Here is a 24527-nt window from a genome sequence, read left to right as displayed (position 1 = left end):
TCGATGCTGGGTAAGGTTCGCCAAAATCAGCAAATAGGTAATTTAAGTAGCTAAGTAATTCAGTAATTCAGTAATTCAGTAATTTAGTAGTAAGGAAGTGCAGATCAATACCGTCTGCGCTTTATCTCTGAAAGAAATCATTAGTCTTATGTCGAGTCAACTGCTTGCGAACTATCCTGTAGCACAAGGTAGTTTTGATGAAATGCTGGATATCACCCACCAGCCGCGCGCGCATTGGCGGATTTTGCTGGATAGTTTATCGGCAGAGCCGCCCGATATGATGCGTCAGCGCATCGAAACAGTGCAGCGTCAGGTACGCGAAAACGGTGTCACTTACAACGTCTATGCCGATGCCAAAGGCATGCAACGCCCATGGGATTTAAACGCACTTCCGCTGATACTGCCGCAAGACGAATGGGCAGGGATTGAGGCTGGAATTATCCAGCGCGCCACTTTACTTAACCGCATTTTGTTGGATGTGTACGGCGACCAAAAATTGCTCGCTCAAGGTTTATTGCCGCCAGCATTAATTCATGGCCATGCCGGATTTTTACGACCTTGCCATGGCATGCGTCACCGAGATGGCGTTGCTTTGCATTTTTATGCAGTGGATATTGCCCGTGCGCCAAATGGCCGCTGGTGGGTGGTGGGCGACCGCACCCAGGCGCCATCCGGTGCCGGTTATGCATTAGAAAATCGTGCCGTGATGGCGCGGGTTTTCCCTGATTTGTTGCGGGACCTGAAAGTACAAAATCTGGCAGGATTTTTTAGCACCATGCGCGACAGTCTCGCCCACTGGGGACGCCAGTGCGCCGCCAACACCCCGAATGCTGCACCTCTGCGCGACAGCGAACCGCCACTGATTGTGCTGCTCACACCGGGTCCGTATAACGAAACTTATTATGAGCAAACTTACTTAGCGCGCTATCTGGGTTTGCCGCTGGTAGAAGGTAGCGATCTGACCGTGCGCAATGGCATGGTCTGGCTCAAAACTTTATCTGGTATGCAAAGGGTGCACGTCATCATGCGCCGGGTCGATGATGATTTTTGCGACCCTTTAGAACTACGTACCGACTCTGCCTTAGGTGTGGCCGGACTCACGGAGGTCGCACGCCGTGGCAATGTGTTGATCGCTAATAGTTTGGGCTCTAACTTGCTGGAATCGGGTGCATTACTCGGCTTTTTGCCCTCGCTTTGTGAGCACTTATTAGGCGCGCCGCTCAAGATGCCATCGGTCGCCACCTGGTGGTGTGGTGAACCTGCTGCGCTGGAAGAAGCCATTACTAGACTCGACCAGTTGGTGATCAAACCGAGCTTCCCGCAGTTGCGTGAATTCCCTGTCTTTGGACAAGATCTGAAAGGCGAAGCGCGTACGGCATTTATCGCAAAAATGCACGCCAATCCTAAAAATTATGTAGCACAAGAATTGGTACGACTATCCCAAGCCCCAGTCTGGAAGCTAGGCACACCAGACAGCTTAAGCGCCAGCGCCGTCGGCTTGCGGGTCTATGCCTGCGCCACACCTAAAGGATATGTTGTCATGCCGGGTGGTTTGACCCGCGTGGCAACTGGCCCCGATGCGCGCGTGATTGCCATGCAGCGCGGTGGCAGTAGTAAAGACACCTGGGTGCAGGCCAATGCCCATATCGACACCCATCATTTATTAAAGCGCACTACCACTAGTCGTGATCTGATTCGTGACGATACACATTTATCCAGCCGCATGGCCGAGAACTTATTTTGGTTTGGTCGTAATGCAGAGCGTTGCGATAATGTGGCTCGTCTGACGCGTGTGTCGCTGAATTTTTTATTCAATATTTTGTTAGAAGATCGCGGTGCAGAATGGCCTGCGGTGAAAGCCTTGTGTGCATGGTTTCAACTGATTAATCTCAAGCCAGTTAAAGTCAAAGAAGTGCAGCCGGGAGTCACCTCCGCAGTAGTTAACGCACTGAGCCAAACGCTGGCTCAAGACCAAGGAAAAAGTCAGGCACAAAGCCAATCTCAAGGTCAGGGTCAGTCGCAAAGCCAGGGCCAATATGTAAACCAAACGCAAAGCCAAACCCAAACTCTGGCACTAAAACCCACCGCAGACATGGTGTTAACGGATGCCGAGATCGAAGCCGAAATGCTGCTCGGCGTGGTCTCGCCAAACGCGACTGGCTTGGCACGACAACAGCAACAGCTGTACGACATCGCCAGCAAATTGCGTGAGCGTTTATCCGTCGATAACTGGCGAGCACTCAATCGTATGGTGCAACGTGCTAGCACCGAAGGACGTGTTAACCGTACTGAGGGACGCGAAGGGAATGCCAGCACCGAAGCGCAGACACAACTAGGCCCACAAACCTTATCCCAAGCCGAAGTCATGAGCATATTGGATGACGCCGCAGCCACTTCTATGACCATGGTCGGCTTCGCCCTCGATGGTATGAACCGTGATTTGGGCTGGCGTTTTATGTCGGTTGGCCGGCGTCTGGAGCGATTGCAATTTCAGACCATCGTTTTACAACGCGCCTTGGTGATGGATGTCAACGGCGATCTTGATTGGGTATTGGAATTATCAGACAGTACCGTCAGCTACAACGCCCGCTATCAGTCGCAACCAGAGTGGTTGCCTGTACTCGATTTGCTAGTTCTGGATGACAGCAATCCACGTTCTATTGTGTACCAGGTCGACGGCATTTTAAAAAGCCTCAGAAAATTAGCCGTCACATATGGTCCCTGCGGTGCAGAACAGTTTGCCCCCATCAGAGAAGAGCTAATCGCGTTGGTGCCAGAGACTGATTTGTATTGCGGTAACGCACATTTGATCGACCTCTTATATCGCATCAAAATCGCCAGCGAAGCCATATCAGAACAGATCAGCGCACAATTTTTTAGTTATACCGGCGATCAGCAACCAAGATCCCAGACCGCATGAATACTTTAGTCGACAATAATAGTGCCCCAGTGCGCTACCGTGTAGTGCATGAGACCCGTTACACCTACCCAAGCCTGGTCACCTTATCTCAGCAGTTTTTGCACATGACGCCGCGGGATTTTGCGTACCAACAGACAGAGTTCCATCAGATCGTGATGGACCCAAGCGAAGACGACGGTGTCGATGGTGTTGATTATTTTGGTAACGGCACCCGTCACGTGACAATTACGGTGCCGCATAAAACCTTGCTCGTACATGCAGAATCTGTGGTTGCGCTCAGCCCGCGCCGCGATCTTAGCCAGATCCGAGGCACCATGGCGTGGGAGCATTTACGCGACATGATGCTGCAAGTCCGCAGCCCGGCAACCTTAGAAATTTGCCGTTATTTATATGCTTCGCCGCATATCAGCTGTGGCGATTTGTTGGCGCAATATGCGCGCGTCAGTTTTACCCCGGGAAGACCATTGCTGGATGCGGCAATGGATTTAACACGGCGTATTTTTGACGATTTTGAGTTCGACGACAAAGCTACTGAGATCTCTACAACCTTAGAAGAATTGCTGGAATGGCGGCGTGGCGTATGCCAGGATTTTGCGCATTTAATGATCGGTTGTTTGCGCAGTCTGGGTTTGCCAGCCCGCTACATCAGTGGCTACATTCTCACCCACCCGCCTGCCGGACAAGCAAGACTGATCGGTGCCGATGCATCGCATGCCTGGGTATCTTTATTTTGCCCGGGACTGGGCTGGATTGATTTCGACCCTACCAACCACTGCCTGGTCCAGCGCGAACATATCACCCTGGGCTGGGGGCGGGATTTTAGCGATGTCACACCGATGCGCGGCCTGGTGCTGGGCGGTAACGGTCAAGAACTACAAGTCAATGTCACCGTCATACCGCTAAACGAAGAGTTTGCAGAAGCCTTGCCAGCGTAGAAAACGCTCATCATATTGCTCAGATTAAGCTAGGTATTTTATTATACTGGTAGTATGTATATATAGATTGTCCAATCAATTATTGGACAATCAGCATTATTTATAAAAAATAATGGGGAGTATATGTATTTTGTATCTTATGTGTGTGGCGAAAATGACGTTGAATCAAGCTGATTTAACTCCGCTGGCTGACATGCTGGATTAATACGATTGTTTTATCCAAAACCGCCAATGCCTTCGCAATGACCTGTGATGCTTGTTGGCCGTGATTGGCTGTCGCTTCCACAATCAACCTGGCGCTGGCGCACAGGCGCAAAGCACTGACGGGCAATCCAGCCCGTTGCCCGCACAAAACCGGTTGTCCTAGCTGGCACTGCAATGCTACTACTTTACCAAATTCTTCAAGAAATTCGCCACCAAGCACGTCGCCAAATCCCAAATCAGAACGCCCGCTCAAATCAGGTAGTAACAGCCGGTACACCTGCATCGTTTGTTCCCGACTCAATAGCGTTGGATGGTCGCGATGATCCGGCGTTGCAGATGCACATAGCAAAAAAGGGAAAATAGTCTTGTATTGATCCCAACTTGTTTCACCATTCAACGCTTGTCTGTCCAATCGAGGTACTGGCACACTTTGCAGCTCCGGATGCTTCTCCAGATAGTCTGCAAATGCCGCTGAGAACTGTTCTAAAAATTGGACAATCGCTGTCTCAGGTACCGCCCGAAATGCGCGTAACTCCTCCAGCGCCGCCTCCCAGCGCAGCAATAATCCAAAGTTGGCCACATGCGCCAACGCATCTGCCGCCGCCCAATCCTGCGGCCAGTCTGCGCGACAAGAATAGGTACGCAAAGCAGGCGGCATGCTGATTCGGCGTAAGCTTTGTGCGATTTCTGGTGGGATCATTAGCACACCAGAAAACGTGGGCCCGGTTAAAAATTTAGAGCCGGTCAATGCCACCATAAAATGATGTAACAAATAGCCATGCAAGCTCGCATTCGATAATCTGAACTGGCAAGCATCCACTAATACCGTCACCGTATCAGGCAAGCGGCGGCTTAGTTGCTGTGCGCAGGCAATCGAGGGCGCTATCATTCCGGTTTTGGTGACATCAACCAAGGTCAATAAGACTTGTTGACCTCGCGTTGCGGCATGGTTGGCCAAGGATGCAACCTCGGCATCCACCTCGTCGATGGCTCTTGGTGTGCCGTCGGACAAGCGGATGGCCACCGTGACGACTTCAATCTGAGCTTCAGTTTCTACGACAGCATCGGTAACAGCATTAGCTATAATATTAGCGCCGACCGTGACCGATTCGCCCAAGGCAGAGCGGCTACTAAAGTGCCGCCCCGCAACTGCCATCGGCACGCCGCTACCGGTTTCTTCCGCTTCCATCATGATTACGAGTAGCGATGCCGCTTTGCTGAGGTCTTCGCTTTTTTCTTTATTCTTTTCTTTATTCGTTTCTTTATTCTGCCGCGCTCGTTGGGCAACAAGCTGAGCTGCAATTAAATGTAGATCGGTACCCGAAGCGGCAAAGATTAAATCGGTACCGGATACTTTATCAAGCTCACATAAGTGATTTAATTCTTGGCGTACACGATTAAGTTCATACTGGTAAATATTCTGCGGTGTTTCAGTATTCAGCGCTGCAAGCAGTCGTTGCCTTAAACCATTTGCCGCTAAAAAAGCGTGGGTAGAAATAGTCGACGCAGTCGACGAGCCATACGCCAGCAGTGCATCATTGGGCGACGATTGGCAGCCATATTTGTTAGATACACCATCCTCATCTTGCCCCACTGCGATTGCAATCCGCGCATCGCCGCCCTCCCGCAAAAGTTGCTCGGTTGGTGGCAACTTGGCAGGTGCAATAATCTGTTCAGCAACTGCTGCCAGATTCTTGGGTTTAATGGCAATAGATGGAATCATTCATTGGGCATTAATTAAAGACTCATTAAACGTTCGTGATGATCATGAACTTTGCTGGGGCGCAAGCGCCGCAGTTTTAGCAACCATAGACCGGAACGCGTTAAACAATTTTTGCATCTGCGGCTGTTTGTACGGATACAAATCAACCGGGTCCATCGAATGCACAATCATGTCGCTATCCACTTCAAAAATCAGTAACTGTCCGTCGCTGGTTTCTCCGCAATCAATGCCGACATAATCCAGACCTATGCGCTCGCTAATCGCTCTAAATGCAGCTTGATGACGCGGCACAAAATCAAACTGAAAACTGGCCATAAAGCGTTCTTCTTCCGCTCGTTTTTCCGGGCTGTCCGCCATGCCTGCATTCAGATAATGGATCATCCAATGAGAAGAAATTCCCATATGAGAAATAAATGGTTGACCATCAATCAGCATGATTCTGTATTTTCTAAAAAACCCATCCTCACTACGATAATCGACAAAACGAGCGATATAAAATTCATCGCTGAGCATGCCCATCAGATAATCGGCGATGGCGCTAGGAGACGTAATTTTTTCTAAGCCCTGACCGGCATGCGATCCCACTGGACGCACAATAATGGGGAAATCACCATCGGGTAGCAGACTGGTGATAGTCAGTTCTTCATTGGCGATCTTACGTAGAGTTTTGCGGTCTATTCGCACTGAGGTTGGCATCACAACGCCGTCTGCCGATTGTAATAAGGCACAGGCATTGTCGCGCCCCAGATGTGCAATCCGTCCGGGCATGTTCAGCACAGGTCGAGGCCAATCCAGTACGATATTTTCTAAGGCTTCTAACAGGGCGTGGTTATCATCCGACTCACCCACGGCGACAAACATCACATCATGCTCAGGCAAGGCGGGCAGGGCAGGGATACCATCGCCGACGTAGAGTAAATCCAGTGCGATATCGGCGTTTTCCAATAAAAATTCTAGCGGCGTATTCGCCATTAAATCACCGGCGGCCATCAGTGCCAGTAAACGGATTTTTGGAACAGTCGTGGTCGGCACAGAATACAGTTGCTGTATTTTTAGCGCCTCCATTTGGGTTGCTAATGCCGGTTCACTATGACCAATCAATAGCAGTAACGTCGCCAGGTCCATCATCACATTGCCGTCATTCGGATGCTTGGTTGCATACTCGATCAGCTCCGCGCCAAAGGGTTTTAAATCCACGCCAGAAAACGCTAATCGCATTAGCGGTGCCAGACCGATAAATGTATGTTGGCTGTCCTCTTGTGGCGCCGGTGCGCCAGCTCCATTTGCTGCGTTGTCTGTGTCGGGAGTTGTCATAATTTTTCGCGGATCTGATCCAAAATTAGAGAGTATTTAGTGGTATTAATTTGCGTTAGATGCTGCAAGTGAGTTACCAAACCGTATCGCTGCTGTGATGAGGGCATCGACATCTATTTCACGAGTGCGATGATTAACAATCGCTGCGCGGATGGCCAGTTGGCTGTTGATGATGGTGGTGGAAGGCGCTGCAATGCCGGACTCCTGGATGGCGACGACAATCTTCGCATTAATCTGGTCAATATTGTTTTTGTCGATATTGCTTCCGTCTGCCACATGGAGATCAAGCTCAGTGCCACGGTAGCGAAAACAAACAATATTCAACGACACCGGAGCTAGCAGTTCTAGCGCCGGGTTGGCTGCTATCTGTTGCCGCATGTATTGCGCTAATTTACAGGTGGTAGAAATCACCTGGCCTAGTCGTTCCGCGCCATACACTTGAATCGTGAACCAGGTTTTAAGTGCTCTGAATCCACGTGATAAATCAGGACCAAAATCACAAGGCCAGGGCGAACCTGCCGCCATGCCTTTGGCTTCGCGTCGCAAATAACTGGCTGGCGTGGCGAAGGTATCGTAGTGCGCCGCACCGTCACGCACCAGAATAAAACCGGCGTCATACGGCACTTGCCCCCATTTGTGGAAATCAAATGCGATCGAATCGGCGCGCTGTATTCCCACCAATTGCGGAGCAATATCGGGGGCCAACATCGCCAGCGCACCATAGGCACCATCGACGTGGAACCAAAGTTTTTCGTTTTGTGCGAGATCGGCCAGTGCCGCTAAATCATCCACCGCGCCAACATCTACGGTACCTGCAGTGCCAGCAATAAAGAACGGAGTTAATCCGGCCTGGCGATCAGCTGCAATGGCGGTTTTTAGTGCGGCAATATTTAATTGAAAATCGGCGTTCATCGGTATTAATCGCAAAGCGTTCATGCCAAGACCAGACAAATCCATGGCTTGCGCGATGCAACCATGCGCCCCGGCGGACGTGTAGGCAATCAGACGTTTCGGGCTGGCAGCGATGCCCGTATGACGAATCTCCGTGCCCAGTACACCAGTTCTGGCGACCAGCACCGCAATCAAATTTGCCATTGAGGTACCAGTGACAAATAAGCCGCTGGCGGTATCTGGGAAGCTAAATAATTCCCGCATCCACTGCACAACCTGGCGTTCTACTTCCAGCGGTATCTGGTCGCGGCCACCGAGATTGGCGTTGAGTCCGGCGGCTAGCATTTCTGCCACCGTACCGACCGGTGTGCCACCACCATGTACCCAACCCATAAAACCGGGATGCGTATTACCCACGGCATAGGGCAGTACATTTTGCATAAACGTTTGGTGTACATCGGTCAGTTCGCTGCCGTGCACCGGCAAGTTTTGCCGAAACTGCTCACGCGTCTTTGCTGGAATTGGCTGCCAGACCGGGCGATCGCGGATGTGCTCTGCATAACCCAAAATATCGTCCAGCATGCGGTGCGCTTGCGAACGGAATTCTTGCCACGCAAGCGGATCAGCAGGGTCAAGCGAATCGGGTAGATCAAGCGAATCTGCAGACATCTTTTGCATGCTTTTTCTCAGTTGTGAGGTCTGAACTTAGTTTTAACCCAGATTTTCCATTAGGCTGTTACCACTTCGCAAAAATTTAGACGGCATGCGCTATTTCAATGGAAATCTCGATTTAATTATCAATCAAAATAGAAAAGTCCAAGCAAAGAATAAGTGCTTTTTCTAAGCTCAAATCAAAAATCAACAGAAAATACGGCAGAAGAGGATGGTGAGGGAGTTGTTGCTAGGTGCAAATCAGCTTTTGAGCCAGCCTGTGCGTGGGAGGCTGTTTAGTGTTGTCGGCTTCGTGTTGTAGGTTTAGCCGACAAGGTTTGGGCTGGCGTTGGTGCTAGCGTTGATCCTAGCGTTTGTGAGGGGACGGATGTTTAGCGCTGGTTTACGCTTTATCGTTGATTAAGAGTCCCTGCAATTTAGCCAGATCTTTTGCCACTGCCAATACTTCCACTGACGGAATTTGTCGTAACACCGTGTTGGTCTGAGAATCAACGATTTTGATGACGACTTTTCCAGAGTCATTATCAATACTGAAATTGACACTATTGTCAGAGTTGATAAAGTTATTAATCGCATCAACCGATTTTTTCAGCTCCGCGCTGCTGACCGGCGCGGTGGAGGCGGCTTGATTGTCGGTGCTACTGGTCGCGGCGACAGTCGTGGCATTTGCAGATTTTGCAGCAGACGCAACGGTTTGTAGCACTGGCACAGGCGCACTGGAGACGGCGTTGCCGCTACCTGTTATTTGACTGATACTCATATCATTTCCAATACTAAATAAATACTACAAACCTGATTTGTGCCGCTGTATGCGCCACTTCATTTGCTGCATCAACGCAACTTTGTCCCTACAAAACGCAATTTTCTAGCTTGGGGCGGAATAAGGGATTACTAGGTTTATCGGTCGGTTTTCCGAAAAGTTGAGCTTATTTTTAGGTCTAAGCAAAATATTGTCTACTCAGCGATGCCGTGCAGAATCTAGCGTGCTAGTTTTCGGGTTTGCAATCTGATTTTGTGATTTTACAAATCGATTACCATGCTGATATCGGCTGATATGAATATACTCCCCATGATTTGTTAAAAAATTGGCTTATATGTGAGTAAATGTATGGACAACTTAAATATACATAAGGGGAGTATTAATTTAAGGAGGAGTTCAAGTAGTATTTCTGGTGTAATCACCAGCGTAAAGCAGCGTTACGGAAACGCTGCAGTAGCAGAATAGAGGCGCATGCACTTTTGTCATGTTTGCTGACATTTGCTCATACTGATTGACCATCTGATCGGCTAAATCTATTTAAATCAATTCAAACCAATTCAAGCCATACTCCCTCATCCACACAAACTCAGCCCCGCCGCTCTCACAAAAGAGTAAACTACGCCTCTTTGGCTGCGCATTCGCGGAGCTAGCCCTGATAAGAACTGAGAGCACTATGTCCGATACCCCAATCCCCTTATTTTCTGATTTGCATCTAAGCGAACCGCTGTTACGCGCTTTAAAAGATGTCGGTTACGAATCCCCATCACCGATCCAGGCTGCGACGATTCCGCCGCTGCTGGCAAATCGTGACGTATTGGGTCAGGCGCAGACGGGTACCGGTAAAACCGCCGCGTTTGCGCTGCCGATTTTGTCGCGCATTGATATCAAGCAAACGACGCCACAAGCTTTGGTGCTGGCACCGACCCGCGAATTGGCGATTCAGGTGGCAGAAGCCTTCCAGCGTTATGCCACGCATATTCCGGGTTTTCATGTATTACCAATTTACGGCGGCCAGAGCTATGGCCCGCAATTATCGGCATTACGTCGTGGCGTGCATGTGGTGGTTGGCACACCTGGTCGTGTGATTGATCATCTGGACAAGGGTTCGCTGGATTTATCCAAGCTTAAAACTTTGGTATTGGATGAGGCCGATGAGATGTTACGCATGGGTTTTATTGATGATGTAGAGCGTATTTTGCAAGAGACACCAGAAACTCGTCAGACGGCCTTGTTCTCCGCCACGATGCCATCCGCGATTAAGCGCATTGCCCAAACTTATCTCGACAATCCGGCAGAGATTACCGTCGCTGCCAAAACCGGTACCGCCGACAATATCCGCCAACGTTATTGGCTGGTCAGCGGCATGCATAAGCTGGATGCCTTGACCCGTATTTTGGAGGCAGAAACCTTTGACGGCATGATCATTTTTTCGCGTACCAAATTGGGTACGGAAGAATTAGCAAGCAAGCTGGAAGCAAGAGGCTTCTCGGTTGCCGCAATCAACGGTGACGTACAACAACAGCAACGCGAACGCACGATTCAACAACTCAAAGACGGCAAGATCGATATCTTGGTCGCCACCGACGTTGCCGCCCGTGGTCTGGACGTAGAGCGTATCAGCCATGTGATTAATTACGACGTACCACATGATCCGGAAAGTTATACCCATCGTATTGGTCGTACCGGTCGCGCAGGCCGCAGCGGTGAGGCAATTTTGTTCATCACTCCGCGTGAAAAAGGTTTATTGAAATCGATAGAGCGTTCTACCCGCCAGTTAATTTCACCATTAGAGTTGCCGACTATCCAGGCGGTGAATGATGTGCGGATTGCTCGTTTTAAAGAACAAATCAGTCTGACTCTGGCCTCTGGCGATTTGGCTTTATTCCAATCCGTGATTGAAGACTACGAGCGTGAAAATAATGTACCTGCGATAGAAATTGCAGCAGCTCTGGCAAAAATGGCACGTGGTAACGAACCGCTTTTACTCGATAAGAATAAGCGCCCAGCCAGCGACGATACCTGGAACAACGAACGTGCAAGCCGCACCAATCAATTTGAGCGTAATGACCGGGGTGACCGTGGTGACAGAGGTGACCGCAGCGATCGCTCTGATAGAGGCGACCGGGGTGACCGCAACGACAGAGCCGCACGACCAAGTTTCGCGCCAAGAGAACGTGTAGAACGTCCGGCCGATGCTGGTATGAAAACCTTCCGGATCGAGGTCGGCCATGCGCATGGCGTAAAGCCCGGCAATATCGTCGGTGCGATTGCCAATGAAGCGAATATCGATTCTAAACATATCGGTCGTATCGAAATCTATGACGATTACAGTGTCTTGGATTTGCCAGAAGATTTGCCGAAAGATTTGTTAGATCATTTAAAATCGGTTCGCGTCGCAGGTCAGCAATTACGCATCAGTGCTGATCGCGGCATTGGCGGTAATAGTGGCAACAGCACAAATGCAGCATACGAAAAACCAGCGTATGAAAAGCCAACGCATGAAAAACTAACTAAGCCACGCGCAACACCCGACAGCAAACTCACTGCTGCCGTCGAGCGCGCAGCCTATGCCGATAAGAAAGAAGAGAATCTTGCCGAGCGTTTTGGTGATGCCGCAGATCGTCCAGCCAAATCCAAAAAAGATCGTCCGGCCAAAGTGCAATTACCCGTGCAAAGCTACCGGATTGAAGTCGGTCGTGAGCATGCCGTCACACCAAGCAATATTGTCGGCGCCATCGCCAATGAATCTGGGGTAGAAGCCAAGCTGATTGGCCGCATCGATATTTTTGACAGTTACAGCCTGATCGATTTACCACAAGGCATGCCGAAAGAAATCTTAAAGCATCTGAAAACCGTGTGGGTCGCAGGCAAGCAGTTAGACATCAGCGAAGCAAGCGGTGACAGACCGGAGACTTTTCCAAAACCGGCAGCGAAGAAAACTGCTTATGCGGCAGACAAGCCTGAATCTAAGTCTGCCTTTAAGTCAGCAAGTGCAGCTCCTAGACGCGCAGCAGATGGCGGCAAAGCACCGTCAAAATCGCCTTCAAAGTCACCACGCAAGCCAGGCAAATTTGCCTGATCCTTGTTCAAACTTAGTTGCAACAGCTTAGCGACAACGCTACTGAGTTTGAATTCGATAAAAATAAAGGGCTACGATTTTTCGTAGCCCTTTATTTTTTCATAGCTTGTCACGAATATTTATTTTTGTACGACCAATGGCAAATCCAGATAAAAAGTTGAGCCTTCTCCCAGCTTGCTCTTGACGGTAAGTTGTCCTTGTAAAATCGATGTGACGATGTTGTAGCAAATATTTAATCCCAAACCGCTACCGCCTTGCCCAAGCTTGGTGGTGAAAAACGGATCAAAAATCCGCTTCAAATTCTCTTCCGCTATACCGACACCATTATCAGAAAAATGGATTAAAACCCGATGCGGATCTGGTTGTGATGTTGCCAGACGCATGATGCCAGGCTTGCCATGATCAAAGCCGTGCAAAATAGAATTTTCAATTAAGTTCGTAATCACCTGACCTATAGAACCCGGATAACTATCCATCCGTATCATCAGCGGTACGTCCGACAATATGGTGTGACCAGCGTGGCCGATACGAATATTTAAGGTCGCAATAATATCGTGTAATACCTGATGTAATTCAAACGGACGACGTTGCTCTGAGGTGCGGTCAACGGCGACTTGCTTAAAACTGCTGACCAAGGTAGCGGCACTGCTCAGACCGCGCATCATGATCTCTGAAGAGGTTTTGGCATCTTCACAAAACGCCACTAAATCTGAGCGGCGCAAATTTTGCTGATTGAGTTTACTGAGTAAATCAGTCGTGTTGTCTTGCAAGGTGCTGGCCACCAGCAGGCAATTGCCAATCGGGGTATTTAACTCATGCGCTACACCTGCCACCAAGGCACCTAGCGCGGCTAATTTTTCTTGTGCCACTAAGTGTTCTTGGGTCTGGGTCAGGCGCCGGTACGCATCTGCATTGGCAAGCGCAATCGCGCCATAAGCACAGAGGGTACGAAAGATCATGCGCTCTCTTTCGCCATACGCATGTTGTCTGGAGGACTGTATGGTCATCACGCCGAGTACCTTATCCGCACTCATCAACGGGGCAAATAATGTGCTTAATACCGGTTCGGTGCCAGGGAGTAAACCTGGATTGTCTTCGTCGGGCGATATCTCAACCAGAATCTCGCTACGTTCTTTGATACAGCGTGCAGAGTGCGAAATCTCGCTCGACATCAATACCGTATCATGCGCAATCGGCTCACCGTTTTCTACACCAAAGGCGGAGGTCATACTTTGCTGATCGGCGTCCATAATATAGATGACAAACGCGGTGACATGCAGCAGGCCGTGGACGTGGCGGTTGAGCGCCTGGAAGACCGCATTGGCGTCTAAACTACCGGTGATCTCTTGCCCGATCATCCCCAGGCGCTCCAGAATTTTGCTGGATTGTCGCAGCACTTCGGCGCGCTCTGCCTCAGCATCTGCCAACTGCCGCAAGTGTTCGCTTTCAGCGCGCATGCGCTCAGTCTGGTGACTAAGTTGCATGGCGGTCGCGCGGTTACTGGCTTCTTGATTATGAATTTTTTCGCGCGCGGCGATAGCAAGTCTGCCAAGCCCAAATGCATCTTCAAAATTACCAATTTCTGCCTGGGCGTCCGCTACTTCTTCCAGCAGTTCACCAGAAATAGTATAGCCAGTGATATTGCTGGCAATATCTAATGCGCGCTTTAAATAATGCAGTGCTGCGCTGGCCTCTTGCATGTCAGGCGGTGGCGGCAAGTGATGCCGCATATGAATCGCGGCCAATACCCGCAATACGTCTATCCGGCGATAACTGTCCTGACTATGCCGCGCCAGCAAGAGTGCCTGCTCGGCAATCGCCAACGCATCGGCAGGCTGACCCAGCATCGACAAGGCATGCGCTTGCCCGCGCCGTGCACCGATTCTAAAATCAAACTGATCACGGACATCAGCTTTTTCTTGCAGCAAGCGAAAACTGTCCAGCGCCTGTTGATAGTCCCCCAAATCCAGCGATAAATCACTCAGGTAACGTAGCGCCATCATGTACATGCGCGACTCTGACATCGGTGCCAGGATCGCGATGGTATCGCTTAACAATTCTTTGGCTGCCTCCAGACGACCCAGACGCCGCATGGTTTCTGCCATTTGCATCAGGCAACTGCCAACGCTGCCCGGCCAGTTAGTCGGCATCGCCAGATCGTGTCCGATCTGCATCCACTGTAATGCGGCTTGATGGTCGTTCAGGCTGTTGAAAGCATCGCCGATATTCGTCGTTAAGATGACTGCACGACGGATTTGGCCAGTTTGTAGCGCGTTCCCATAGGCTTGAATGCCGTAAGTAATCGCTTGCCCGAAATCGCTAGACAACGCTGCGGTTATACTCAAAAAATCACAGGCACAGCCGACAATATTCTGACGCGTATCCAGCATTGCTGACTGAAACTTGTCACCCCAGCGCTCCTGCGCTAGAGTCAAGTTGCTTAAGGCGGTTTGCGTCGCAAGAAAAGACTGCGCCATCACCTCGCGCTCAGCATCGTTGGCGGCCAATGCAGCGATTGTCGCCAGCTCCAGTTCAGCGACTAATAGCGTTCTGTCACCCCGCGCCAGCGCGATTGAGGCGAGCAGGTAATGCACATCACAGCAGCCTTTTTTTCCATCGTCGTTGTCAATAGCTAAAAATATCCGGAAGGCATCCGCGACTATTTGCTCAGCTTCTGTAAACTTGGCCATCAACCATTTGGCCTCCGCTCGCACTAAGAGCAAGCGTGCCCGTAATCGTGCTAACTCGCGGTGATCAATATCCCCTGAAGAAAAAGTGACCAGCAGTTGGTCGGCCTGATCTGCCAGTTGCAGTGAATAGTTAGTATCGCGCTGGCGAAATTGCCAAGCTAATGCCACCAACATCGTCAAGCGTTGGCTGCCATTTAGAAGTGGGAGTTGTTCCTCCCAATGAGTAACATCCTCATTGGGAACAAACATATCCATGGCGATATAACTATACAAATTAGTAACCTAGAAATTGGGATAAACGATATGAGGCAAAAGACTAAAGCACGAGGCTTTTTTTGCAATAGCACTTAATAGTACAGCGATTGGTAAGCTTTGCTCAAGCCAGATGGTGATGAACTGAGCGATGAATTAAGTGATCAATCAAGTGATCGCGTTAAAAAGCCTGAAACCAGCGTTGACGCGAATTAAGCAATCTATTGATTGGATTAACTCAGACATGAATAGACCAAAGTAGACCCGAATAGACCAACTAATTGGCAGCATAGAGCAACCTAGAACACCGCAAAGTTAAAAAAATGCGCCTTCGTTTTAGCAAAAAATCGAAGGCGCAATCTTGGTGTAGACCTAATATTAAATATACTCCCTACTTAAATACGATGAACTGCGCCTTTTCTCCATATTTTATATGGACGATTAAAATATACTCTATTGGAGTATATTTATTGCAAACAGTATTCTGTTACTTACTGCTCAGCTTGGGGGTATAGGCTGAGCTTATTTACTTGGCAGCAGGCAATACGGTCACGGTGATGGTTTTACTCATCTCCGGTCCATAAGACTGGTGTGCACCGTTGCCAAATTGCAGAGTCAGGGTGTGTTTGCCTGGAGGCAAAGTCAGTTCGGTTTCGGTCTGACCCTTGCCATAGAAAATATGCGTCGCGTCCATAGGGACAGAAGTACCGGCAGGGATAGCGCCGCCGTCGATGATCAAATGATGATGGCCAGTTTTCGCGGTCATATCACCCAACGGAGCGATCTTCATGCCCTCTAGACCAAATTTGACTTTAAACGGCGAGGTAACTTCGGCGTTATCCGATGGTGCTTCAAAAAAAGTCCGCTCGGCTGCATAGACGGATGAGAACGATAACAAACCGGCCAGCAATAATGGGAGCGAGGTTAGTTTGGATAATGAAAAGGATGTATTAAATAGTGACATAGTGAAGATCTCCTGAATGTTTTGACAACAAAGGGTATGAAAAAGCTTGGCGGCAGCTAACTGACCATTTGCAATAATTAAGGCAAAACCAAAACCGAATCAGAGCTAAATCAAAGCAAATTCCAAGCTTCGCATGCAAACTACTTTGCGCTCATTTCTAAAAAATTTCTGGCTCTCCCGATAATTGTTCCAAGTCTGAGCTAGCCAACGTGTATCCTTGCGCAAATCACGACACTTTTAATCCCAACCTATCATGAACAAATCCGAAGCTATACAAATCGCCAATGACTCGCTACAAGTCAAGCTGCTCAATGACAGCAATACCCAGTTCTCGCAAGTTGTGCGCTATGTCGCCGATGAAGGTTGGTGGTTAAACATTCCTTTAGCTAATTTCAAAAAAGAATGTCATTTTTTGATCTGCAATGAGAAAGCCAAAATCATCCGTCACCTGACGATCAAGCCCAACAATATCCTTAGTCCGGCGACTAAATTCCGCGTCAAAGATGGGGTAGCAGATATTTTTATTTCTGCCGCCAATGCTAAAAAACTGATTGATGTTTTACAAGGCGGGACTAAATATAGTTTTCATAAACATCTGGTGGATGAATATCGTTATTAGACGCTTCCCGTAGCCTTCCAACAGGCACCTAACTGGCGTCACTGGCGTAAATTACCCAGCATTGTCAGCCTGATCAGGCGCGACAGGCTCCAATGCCAAAAGTTGATTTTTTGCGGCAATCCATTGCGACATGTATTGGGTACTTTTATGGTGATGATGGCGCAACATGCTGCCCACAAAATTGGCCTGCCGTCCCGCCGCCCGCTGTTGATAAGCCTCTTGCAAGCGATCTAATAAAGCTGCCGCGATGACGTCACGATCAAAGCGTAGTTGCAAAATCCGGTCGCCATTTGCTTGCGCCTGCTGCCATAAGGCTTGATCCCGATACAGCGCCACGGCGGCATTAGCAAACGAGACTGCATCATCTGCCTGTGCGCCGCCCCAAGGTAAATCGCCCTGCATACCTTCGCACCCAATCGCGGTCGTCACGTTTGGCGTACCACATGCCATCGCATCTGCCAGTTTGCCTTTAATCCCCGCACCAAACCGCAAAGGTGCCAGGCAGACACGCGCCTGCAACATGGCCTGATGTGCGTCCGCTACCCAGCCCACCACATGAAAACCTTGCTTAGGATGATGCAAGGCTGTGGCTTTAGGTGGCGGGTACGAGCCGGCTACATGCAATTGTGCATCGGGTAATTGCTCACGGATTTTTGGCCACAAAGCATGTTTTAACCATAGCACCGCATCCCAGTTGGGCGCATGGCGAAAATTACCGATGCTGAAAAAATGTGCCCGCTGTTCAAATGTTGGCCGTGCCTGATGCGCTGCAGATGAGGGCATCAGCATCAAGGCGCAGTGATGCAATAACATGGCGGGAACGCCAAACTGCTGTTGCAGCAAATTGATCTCCGCATCGGAGATCATCAAGGTCAGATCGCAGCGATAAATTGCGGCAATTTCACGTTGCGCGATGCCTTGATTTCCATGCGTTCCGCCCATTTCTCCACGCAATGCCTCTGGCGAGGCTAATACAGGACTAGCCTGGTAACGCTCGGCCTCATTGCGGTAATGATGCTGGGTCGCTTTTAACAGCTGATGCCGCGCATCCCGCAGGCTATGCAGATCGGTCGTGTCCAATACGCGCAGAGCATCGGGGCATATCGCCTCCACCCGCCAGCCGAACTGTTCTTCCGTAAAAAACCGGTCAAACAACACCATATCCGGCTGATAAGCAGCGATAAAGCTATCAAAAGTAGCACAGTTGAGCGCGATACTTTTTTTCGCCACGCCCAACGCCGCCAAATCAGCACGGTGCTCGGATAAGGCGGCAGCAGAGGCAAATAACACCTCCCAATTCTGGGCGCGAAACAGCGTAATCAACTCCATCATCCGGCTACCGGCAGCGGAGGAGCGAGGTTCCGGCCAGACATAGCCGAGGATCAGGATTTTATTCATTTTATAAAGCTAATAATTTAAGAATTAGGGGAGTATTTTTAGTTATCCATGTAAAACTTGGGCAATATGCGGTTTTTAACTCATACACCCATCTAGTATGTAAAAATACAACTTGCAGGACTTACGCAAAACCACGGGCGCCTTGCAAGCCGCCTGTGTGCAATACCAAGACCCGGCGACCGCCTCGCCACTCACCTGACTGTGCCATTTGCATCAGCGCGTAAAATACTTTTCCGGTGTAAACCGGTTCGATAGCTATGCCGGTTTCTTGCGAAAATTCGCTACAAAACTGGCGCAGCGCTGGCGGTGCTTTGCCGTAGCCGCCTTGATGGTAACCGGTAAGTAATTGGTAATTGGTGTGAGCCGGATAGGTTGCCTGTTGTAGAAGACGAGAGATATCGGCATGCAGGTAGTCGGCGTTCTTTAAAACCGCAATCCCCACAGCCTGACTGCGTCCGCGCAACCCTGCCAATACGCCCGCCAGGGTTGCGCCTGTACCGCAGGCGAGTACGATGCTGTCCGGGATGAATCTGATCTGGTCAATGGCCTCGTCCACCAATTCTGCTATGCCATGTAAAGCTGCCGCGCTACTACCGCCTTCTGGCAGCCAGACATAATCTGCCCCAGCAAAATATGGCGCTGGCAAATGCTGACGCCAGCGATCGTCTGGCTGGCGCAACTGGCGATATTCCTCTCTCGTCACGCAGACGATGTGCATACCCAGTCGGCGACAATCATCTAGCGTTGCCGACTGCACCTCAGGGGCACCACGGACTAAACCAATCGCACGCCAGCCCAACAACGCAGCGGCGTGGGCAGTCGCGTGCAGATGGTTTGACCAAGGGCCGCCCATCGTTACCAGGCAAGGCGAACGTGCGGCTAAAGCTTGTAGCGGATACTTCAATTTACGGAATTTATTGCCTGAGACTTGCTGATGTAGCAAATCATCGCGCTTTATCCACACCTCTAGATCGGCGAAGAAGCGGCTTTCCAGTCGCTGACAGGGCGAGGCCGGAAAATTAAAAAGAGGCAAAGCAGACATAGAAAATTGCAGAGTGGTGATTCAGATATATATAACTCGAACCAGTATAAATGACATAATTATCTTTATTGCTATATTTTTAATTGACTTATTTGTCGTTTGCTTTACGCTCGATAAACGGCAGGTTTGCTTAGTCAAATTCATTATCCTCAAAGAGGTGAGAAATGCATTTATTGATTGATTTAGATGGCATGGTTGTTGATCGTCGCGTCACAAAAGCCAGAAGTAAAAGTATTGAGCGAGGGAAATTAAAGACGATAAACGGCATCATTGTGCATCAGACTGGTGGCGCTACAGCGCAATCGTCAATCGATAGCTATAAAAAACCCTCTGCAAATGGCGCACATTTTTTGATCGATATTGATGGACGCATTTATCAAACCGCGTCAATTTATCAACAAACTTGGCACGTCGGAAAATTAAAATCACGATGCATATGGGAAAAGCGCTGCACACCTATTGAGTTGAAACAGCTACAACATTTTCGTCCAAGCGGTGAAAACAAACGTGAAATGGCAAAGGATTTTCCTAATAGGTTTCCATCAAACCAAGACAGCATAGGGATAGAGATAGTCGGTGAGGCAACGTCTCCGGCGGGAGGTAAAGTAAACGAGCAAAATCAAGTCTATAGAACAGTAAATAAAGATCAAAATACTTCTTTACAATGGTTAGTGAGTGAGTTGAGCGCCCTTTTAGAAATACAGACCAGCGAAATTTTTAGACATCCCGATGTTTCTAGAAAAAACCCAACTGAAGCGAGCACAGCCAAATGGTAATACGTGTACTTTTGATTGTTTTTTTCTTCGTTGCATATGTTACGACAGAACCTGTCGCTGCAGCGGGTCAATGCACCAAAGGATCTGAGTTTGAACCAGCATTATGTCCGTTGAAATTGGGGAGAGTTAGCAAAATAAGCATCCTAAAAAATGCTGCTAAATCACCCGTTGAGCAAGATAACGCTGTCGTTTGCGATAACTTCTTGCTAAGCCAGGCCAGACTGCGGCAATACTGGAGCCAGGCAAAAATAATCAGGGAAGATGACCTTCACCATACTCTCGATTGGTCGCCATGTTACGCAAGTGGAGAAATACTTTTCTCCGATGGTAGCTCCGCTGAATGGACCGTGAATCAATTCCGGTCTGGCTCTTTGTTAATGAGGAATGGGAAAAAAATACCCTTATATTGTCCCACCTGCAAATTCTCTCCGTTTCAATGGTGACCGAGAGAAATTTTACAGACGCGTATAACTCGGTATGTAAAATATCCACAACTAGAAATAATAGTAGGATTGGCACGCGCAATCTTGCCAAGATATCTGGACATGGCTGCACCCGCGACGCAAGCGAGTACGATGCTGTCCGGGATGAATCTGATCTGGTCAATGGCCTCGTCCACCAATTCTGCTACGCCATGTAAAGCTGCCGCGCTACTACCGCCTTCTGGCAGCCAGACATAATCTGCCCCAGCAAAATATGGCGCTGGCAAATGCTGACGCCAGCGATCGTCTGGCTGGCGCAACTGGCGATATTCCTCTCTCGTCACGCAGACGATGTGCATACCCAGTTGGCGACAATCATCTAGCGTTGCCGACTGCATTTCTGGGGCGCCACGGACTAAACCAATCGTACGCCAGCCCAACAACGCAGCGGCGTGGGCAGTCGCGTGCAGATGGTTTGACCAAGGGCCACCCATCGTTACCATGCAAGGCGAACGCCCCGCTAAAGCTTGTAGCGGATACTTCAATTTACGGAATTTATTGCCTGAGACTTGCTGATGTAGCAAATCATCGCGCTTTATCCACACCTCTAGATCGGCGAAGAAGCGGCTTTCCAGTCGCTGACAGGGCGAGGCCGGAAAATTAAAAAGAGGCAAAGCAGACATAGAAAATTGCTGACAGAAAATATCAAAATGGTAGAGTGAGGCTATTATCGTCTGACTCATGTAATCAAATACATCATCAAACCAAATTAGATGTAAAGATCAGGAATGCCAATGGCTATTGACAACCCCAACGACCGCAATGCCCAACTTAAATTGTCCCAGGCGATCCATAGCCTGAAAACCGGTGCCGAAACAGAAGATGTTTTGCCCGTGCTGGAAACCGTTTTGTCGCATCTAGAGCGCATGACCCGGCACGACCCGTTGACGGGGGCGTTAAAACGCTCAGCCCTGGTTGATCGGCTAAATGACGAGCTGGCGAGATCGCATCGTACTGGCCACACTTTTACCGTAGCGCTGATCAAGCTGGATAATTTTCAAGCAATCATGGACCAACAAGGTCGTAGTGTCGCCGTCCAAGTATTGCGAAAATTAACGGATGAGGCGCAGTTACTATTGCGCACGCTGGATTCTTTTGGTCGCACTAATGCAGATGAATTTGCGATCGTCATGCCAACCACCTGGATAGACCAAAGCGTTAAAGCGATTACCCGCTTAAAAAAAACCTATGCGGCGGTAGACTGGAACAGCATTGCGCCTGATCTCAACATCACGTTTTGCACAGGGCTTACGACCAATGCACAAGGCGACAGCGCCGAAGTAATGTTAGAACGGGCGCGCCAGGCCTTGGTGTTAGCCCAGGCAAAAGGGGCGGATAGTCTGAGTCAGATCGAGCCAGGATTGCCGGACTTTGATCCTGACAAACTGTAGCACCTACTCATCCCGATTCTGACTCCGCATTATTCAACAACACTATGCTGCAATTGGTTTGGCACACGGGAACTTGTGATTGTTCAGCTTGTCCATTCAGCCTGCATAAACTGTTCTCAAAATCCACAATAAAGAAAAGACTATGAGCAAATCACCATTGGTATCGCTTTTGATGAGGAGCGGTTTGATAGGCGCTGTTGTGACTGTAGGCACTGCGCATATCAGCAGCTATGCAACTACCGCCAACCTCAGTAGTTACGCATCAAATACAAACGAACAAGCGCCTGGTGACGCCGATAACAGAGCTGACAATAAGGCCGAGCAGACCAAAGCAGAACAGCTAAAGCAGCGTAGCGACTACATCCGGAAAAACTATAGCAAATTTGAATATCGCATCCCTATGCGTGACGGCAAACGCTTGTTTACTGCGGTATATATTCCCAACGATGCCAGCAGCAGCAAGCGCTATCCCTTGTTGATGCAACGTACGCCGTATTCAGTTGCGCCATATGGCAGTGAGAATTATAAAAAAGCCCTGGGCTCCACAGCAGAATATGAAAAAGAAGGTTTTATTTTTGTGTTCCAGGACGTGCGTGGCAGCACGATGTCAGAAGGCGACTATGTCAATATGCGGCCACACATAGAGAATAAAACCAAGACCGATTTTGATGAGAGCACCGACACATATGACAGCATTGACTGGCTGATCAAACACATCCCCAACAACAATGGCAAGGTTGGTCAATGGGGTATTTCTTACCCGGGTTTTTATACCTCGGCAGGTGCGATTGACTCGCACCCGGCCTTAAAAGCAGTATCACCACAAGCACCGATTGCAGACTGGTTCCGTGGCGATGATATGCATCGTAACGGCGCTTTCAACTTGCAGATGGCATTTGGATTTTTTAGTAGTTTTGGCAAACCACGGCCTGTGCCAACAGACCTGAATAAGTCTAGACCATTCCCTTATGGCACGCCAGACGGCTACCAGTTTTTTATCGACTTAGGTGCGCTGTCCAACGCGAATCCTAAATATTTTAAAAATGAAATCCCGTATTGGAATGAGATTATTCAACACCCTAATTACGATGCCTACTGGCAAAGCCGTAATTTGTTACCGCATTTGAAAAATATTAAAGCTGCGGTACTGACGGTCGGTGGCTGGTACGACACCGAGGATTTATATGGTCCCTTACAAACCTATAAAGCCATCGAAAAACAAAATCCTGGCATCAGCAATAGCATCGTGATTGGTCCATGGACACATGGCGGCTGGACCCGTGGTGATGGCGATAAAGTGGGTGACGCTAACTTTGGTTTTAAGACCGCGCTGAGTTATCAGCCGGTTGAATTCGCTTTTTTTAAATACCATTTAAAGGGTGGCGACAAGCCTAATTTGTCCGAAGCATGGATGTTTGAAACCGGTGCCAACCGCTGGCGTAGCTTTGACGCATGGCCACCTAAAAATACAGAAAGCAAGTCGCTGTATTTCCAATCCAACGGCAAGCTCAGTTTTAAAGCACCTGCTGACGAGGCGATGTCCGCTTCTAGCTCTACATCAACTTTAGACGCCAGCAGCAGTACTAACACCAAGTTTGATGAGTACGTCAGTGATCCCGCCAAACCAGTGCCTTATACCACCGAGATTTCTACCAATTGGAGCAATCAATATGTGGCGGCGGATCAGCGTTTTGCCTCCCGTCGTCCAGACGTGGTGATGTATCAGACTGATGTGTTGGAACGTGATGTCACGATTGCCGGACCATTGACGGCAGATTTGTTTGTCAGTACCACCGGTACCGATGCTGATTTTGTGGTCAAGCTGATTGATGTCAATCCCGCCGAGATGCCGATAGCAGAAGGCGATATTAATCGTGGCGGGCAACAAACTCTGGTGCGGGGCGAACCATTCCGGGCGCGCTTCCGGGATAGTTTTTCCAGTCCCAAACCGTTTGTGCCAAATGAGGTCACCAAAGTAAAATTTGGTATTAATGACGTGCTCCATACTTTCCAGCGCGGTCATCGCATCATGGTGCAAGTACAGTCAAGCTGGTTCCCGTTTGTGGATAGAAATCCACAGACGTATGTACCGAATATTTTTGAAGCGAAAGATAGTGACTTTATCAAAGCCACCCATAAGATTTATCATACAAAAGTAGAAGCCAGCGCCTTGCAGGTGCAGATATTGCCTGCGATGGATGAGTAGTTATTAACCGCGCTAGGACTGATGTGATTATTGATATCGACTTAGGCTGGGTGATTTATAAATAGATAAAGCGTCTCTTTTTAGACTAAAACAGGTTTTTTTTGTGAATAAAATCCCACTTTGTTGTGGGATTTTTATTTACACCTTGCAACGGTAGTTTTTTTAACTAAGTCCCGCTATGATGGGCAAAAATAAGTTCACATCTTCGA

Annotated in this window: 16 protein-coding genes; 7 read left to right on the top strand and 9 right to left on the bottom strand. The window is 49.1% G+C overall.

The genetic code is table 11. The annotated features are described in order from the left end of the window. Nucleotides 1-148 precede the first annotated feature (148 nt). Nucleotides 149-2920 (top strand): circularly permuted type 2 ATP-grasp protein, encoded by a 2772-nt coding sequence (locus tag AAKU64_RS00960; RefSeq protein ID WP_354360931.1) that lies wholly within the window; start codon nucleotides 149-151, stop codon nucleotides 2918-2920. Beyond that, nucleotides 2917-3855: a transglutaminase family protein gene (locus tag AAKU64_RS00955; RefSeq protein WP_354360929.1), complete on the top strand. Its 939-nt coding sequence runs from the start codon at nucleotides 2917-2919 to the stop codon at nucleotides 3853-3855. The genes AAKU64_RS00960 and AAKU64_RS00955 overlap by 4 nt, the downstream gene beginning before the upstream one ends. Before the next feature lie 175 nt (nucleotides 3856-4030). On the opposite strand, the gene AAKU64_RS00950 is transcribed toward AAKU64_RS00955, so the two are convergent. The 4 genes from AAKU64_RS00950 to AAKU64_RS00935 all read right to left on the bottom strand — a co-directional run bounded on the left by AAKU64_RS00950 (nucleotide 4031) and on the right by AAKU64_RS00935 (nucleotide 9419). Next, nucleotides 4031-5782: a hypothetical protein gene (locus AAKU64_RS00950; protein ID WP_354360928.1), complete on the bottom strand. Its 1752-nt coding sequence runs from the start codon at nucleotides 5780-5782 to the stop codon at nucleotides 4031-4033. Between the two features lie 42 nt (nucleotides 5783-5824). After that, nucleotides 5825-7096 (bottom strand): ATP-grasp domain-containing protein, encoded by a 1272-nt coding sequence (locus tag AAKU64_RS00945; RefSeq protein ID WP_354360927.1) that lies wholly within the window; start codon nucleotides 7094-7096, stop codon nucleotides 5825-5827. 45 nt (nucleotides 7097-7141) lie between these two features. Then, a complete protein-coding gene (locus AAKU64_RS00940) occupies nucleotides 7142-8665 on the bottom strand; it encodes a pyridoxal phosphate-dependent decarboxylase family protein (RefSeq protein ID WP_354360925.1) in 1524 nt (507 codons plus the stop codon). Nucleotides 8666-9041: 376 nt separating this feature from the next. After that, on the bottom strand, nucleotides 9042-9419 hold the full coding sequence (locus AAKU64_RS00935) for a flagellar protein FlaG (RefSeq protein WP_354360923.1): 378 nt from the start codon (nucleotides 9417-9419) through the stop codon (nucleotides 9042-9044). 673 nt (nucleotides 9420-10092) lie between these two features. Between AAKU64_RS00935 and AAKU64_RS00930 the strand changes: the two genes are divergently transcribed. Then, nucleotides 10093-12498, top strand: a complete 2406-nt coding sequence (locus tag AAKU64_RS00930) for a DEAD/DEAH box helicase (RefSeq protein WP_354360921.1) — start codon at nucleotides 10093-10095, stop codon at nucleotides 12496-12498. 119 nt (nucleotides 12499-12617) lie between these two features. On the opposite strand, the gene AAKU64_RS00925 is transcribed toward AAKU64_RS00930, so the two are convergent. Next, a complete protein-coding gene (locus AAKU64_RS00925; protein ID WP_354360920.1) occupies nucleotides 12618-15443 on the bottom strand; it encodes an ATP-binding protein in 2826 nt (941 codons plus the stop codon). Between the two features lie 523 nt (nucleotides 15444-15966). Beyond that, on the bottom strand, nucleotides 15967-16404 hold the full coding sequence (locus AAKU64_RS00920) for a DUF4399 domain-containing protein (protein WP_354360918.1): 438 nt from the start codon (nucleotides 16402-16404) through the stop codon (nucleotides 15967-15969). A 253-nt stretch (nucleotides 16405-16657) separates the two neighbouring features. On the opposite strand from AAKU64_RS00920, the gene AAKU64_RS00915 reads away from it, so the two are divergent. Continuing rightward, nucleotides 16658-17023 carry a hypothetical protein gene (locus tag AAKU64_RS00915; protein ID WP_322120785.1) on the top strand — a complete coding sequence of 122 codons (366 nt, stop codon included), beginning with the start codon at nucleotides 16658-16660 and terminating at the stop codon, nucleotides 17021-17023. A gap of 51 nt (nucleotides 17024-17074) precedes the next feature. Here the strand turns inward: AAKU64_RS00915 and AAKU64_RS00910 are convergent, their stop codons facing one another. Both AAKU64_RS00910 and AAKU64_RS00905 read right to left on the bottom strand, forming a co-directional pair. Then, nucleotides 17075-18421, bottom strand: a complete 1347-nt coding sequence (locus AAKU64_RS00910) for a glycosyltransferase (RefSeq protein ID WP_354360915.1) — start codon at nucleotides 18419-18421, stop codon at nucleotides 17075-17077. A 121-nt stretch (nucleotides 18422-18542) separates the two neighbouring features. Next, a complete protein-coding gene (locus tag AAKU64_RS00905) occupies nucleotides 18543-19463 on the bottom strand; it encodes a 1-aminocyclopropane-1-carboxylate deaminase/D-cysteine desulfhydrase (RefSeq protein WP_354360913.1) in 921 nt (306 codons plus the stop codon). 164 nt (nucleotides 19464-19627) lie between these two features. Here AAKU64_RS00905 and AAKU64_RS00900 point away from each other — a divergent pair, with 164 nt between their 5' ends. Further along, a complete protein-coding gene (locus tag AAKU64_RS00900; RefSeq protein ID WP_354360911.1) occupies nucleotides 19628-20239 on the top strand; it encodes a peptidoglycan recognition protein family protein in 612 nt (203 codons plus the stop codon). A gap of 433 nt (nucleotides 20240-20672) precedes the next feature. On the opposite strand, the gene AAKU64_RS00895 is transcribed toward AAKU64_RS00900, so the two are convergent. Next, on the bottom strand, nucleotides 20673-21344 hold the full coding sequence (locus AAKU64_RS00895) for a pyridoxal-phosphate dependent enzyme (protein ID WP_354360909.1): 672 nt from the start codon (nucleotides 21342-21344) through the stop codon (nucleotides 20673-20675). Between the two features lie 111 nt (nucleotides 21345-21455). On the opposite strand from AAKU64_RS00895, the gene AAKU64_RS00890 reads away from it, so the two are divergent. Both AAKU64_RS00890 and AAKU64_RS00885 read left to right on the top strand, forming a co-directional pair. Next, nucleotides 21456-22112, top strand: coding sequence for a GGDEF domain-containing protein (locus AAKU64_RS00890; RefSeq protein WP_354360907.1), 657 nt, complete (start codon nucleotides 21456-21458; stop codon nucleotides 22110-22112). A gap of 142 nt (nucleotides 22113-22254) precedes the next feature. Next, nucleotides 22255-24318 carry a CocE/NonD family hydrolase gene (locus tag AAKU64_RS00885; protein ID WP_354360905.1) on the top strand — a complete coding sequence of 688 codons (2064 nt, stop codon included), beginning with the start codon at nucleotides 22255-22257 and terminating at the stop codon, nucleotides 24316-24318. The last annotated feature ends 209 nt before the right edge of the window (nucleotides 24319-24527 follow it).

This window comes from Undibacterium sp. GrIS 1.8, from assembly GCF_040544445.1.
Classification (GTDB): Bacteria; Pseudomonadota; Gammaproteobacteria; order Burkholderiales; family Burkholderiaceae_D; genus Undibacterium.
Note: the sequence above shows the minus strand (reverse complement) of the source record. Positions and strands in the feature narration are given on the sequence as shown.

Coding starts and splice junctions, on each gene's coding strand:
- AAKU64_RS00960 (WP_354360931.1), top strand. CDS start 149: ATGTCGAGTCAACTGCTTGCGAACTATCCTGTAGCACAAGGTAGTTTT.
- AAKU64_RS00955 (WP_354360929.1), top strand. CDS start 2,917: ATGAATACTTTAGTCGACAATAATAGTGCCCCAGTGCGCTACCGTGTA.
- AAKU64_RS00950 (WP_354360928.1), bottom strand. CDS start 5,782: ATGATTCCATCTATTGCCATTAAACCCAAGAATCTGGCAGCAGTTGCT.
- AAKU64_RS00945 (WP_354360927.1), bottom strand. CDS start 7,096: ATGACAACTCCCGACACAGACAACGCAGCAAATGGAGCTGGCGCACCG.
- AAKU64_RS00940 (WP_354360925.1), bottom strand. CDS start 8,665: ATGCAAAAGATGTCTGCAGATTCGCTTGATCTACCCGATTCGCTTGAC.
- AAKU64_RS00935 (WP_354360923.1), bottom strand. CDS start 9,419: ATGAGTATCAGTCAAATAACAGGTAGCGGCAACGCCGTCTCCAGTGCG.
- AAKU64_RS00930 (WP_354360921.1), top strand. CDS start 10,093: ATGTCCGATACCCCAATCCCCTTATTTTCTGATTTGCATCTAAGCGAA.
- AAKU64_RS00925 (WP_354360920.1), bottom strand. CDS start 15,443: ATGGATATGTTTGTTCCCAATGAGGATGTTACTCATTGGGAGGAACAA.
- AAKU64_RS00920 (WP_354360918.1), bottom strand. CDS start 16,404: ATGTCACTATTTAATACATCCTTTTCATTATCCAAACTAACCTCGCTC.
- AAKU64_RS00915 (WP_322120785.1), top strand. CDS start 16,658: ATGAACAAATCCGAAGCTATACAAATCGCCAATGACTCGCTACAAGTC.
- AAKU64_RS00910 (WP_354360915.1), bottom strand. CDS start 18,421: ATGAATAAAATCCTGATCCTCGGCTATGTCTGGCCGGAACCTCGCTCC.
- AAKU64_RS00905 (WP_354360913.1), bottom strand. CDS start 19,463: ATGTCTGCTTTGCCTCTTTTTAATTTTCCGGCCTCGCCCTGTCAGCGA.
- AAKU64_RS00900 (WP_354360911.1), top strand. CDS start 19,628: ATGCATTTATTGATTGATTTAGATGGCATGGTTGTTGATCGTCGCGTC.
- AAKU64_RS00895 (WP_354360909.1), bottom strand. CDS start 21,344: ATGTCTGCTTTGCCTCTTTTTAATTTTCCGGCCTCGCCCTGTCAGCGA.
- AAKU64_RS00890 (WP_354360907.1), top strand. CDS start 21,456: ATGGCTATTGACAACCCCAACGACCGCAATGCCCAACTTAAATTGTCC.
- AAKU64_RS00885 (WP_354360905.1), top strand. CDS start 22,255: ATGAGCAAATCACCATTGGTATCGCTTTTGATGAGGAGCGGTTTGATA.